General features: G+C 48.4%; 1 protein-coding gene. It reads left to right on the top strand.

Going from position 1 to position 401, the window contains the following annotated elements; genetic code table 11:
- The coding region (locus KP705_RS18605) for a hypothetical protein (RefSeq protein ID WP_215765380.1) at positions 1-401 on the top strand (401 nt) is incomplete at both ends.

The raw sequence follows: 401 nt of genomic DNA, 5'->3' as shown, positions 1-401 counted from the left end.
AATCTGCGGTTTGCGTGTCGTTCGGAACAGGAAGACAGGCGACGCTTCAGGCTTCCTGCTGGTGGTTTAGAATACGTTCCAGAGGTTAAGGAAGCGAAGGAATCACGCGGAGAGATTTTTGATGCAGGACCGCCTGAGAATGGGTGTGAGTCATCTTCTCGGATAGGTTTTTATGAGCTTCTTCGTCGCAACAGTGGGAACAAGGTTGATGTGTTTAAACATCTTGAACGCATTGGCAGGGATGAGTCCATAAGGCTTCAATCTGATCGCAATGCTGACAGGCTTGAAGGTCTGGGGATTCCGTCTAGGCGTAAGAAGCAGGATGGCACCTTTTTCAAGGTGGGTTTGCTGTCTGGATTAGCTAAGCAGATGGATGAACAGTTTAGGCATATCATGTTCTC

This window comes from Gluconobacter sp. P1D12_c (genome assembly GCF_018812105.1).
GTDB classification, from domain to species: domain Bacteria; phylum Pseudomonadota; class Alphaproteobacteria; order Acetobacterales; family Acetobacteraceae; genus Gluconobacter; species Gluconobacter oxydans_A.
The sequence above is the reverse complement of the archived record's forward strand: the minus strand, read 5'-3'. Positions and strand labels throughout refer to the sequence as shown.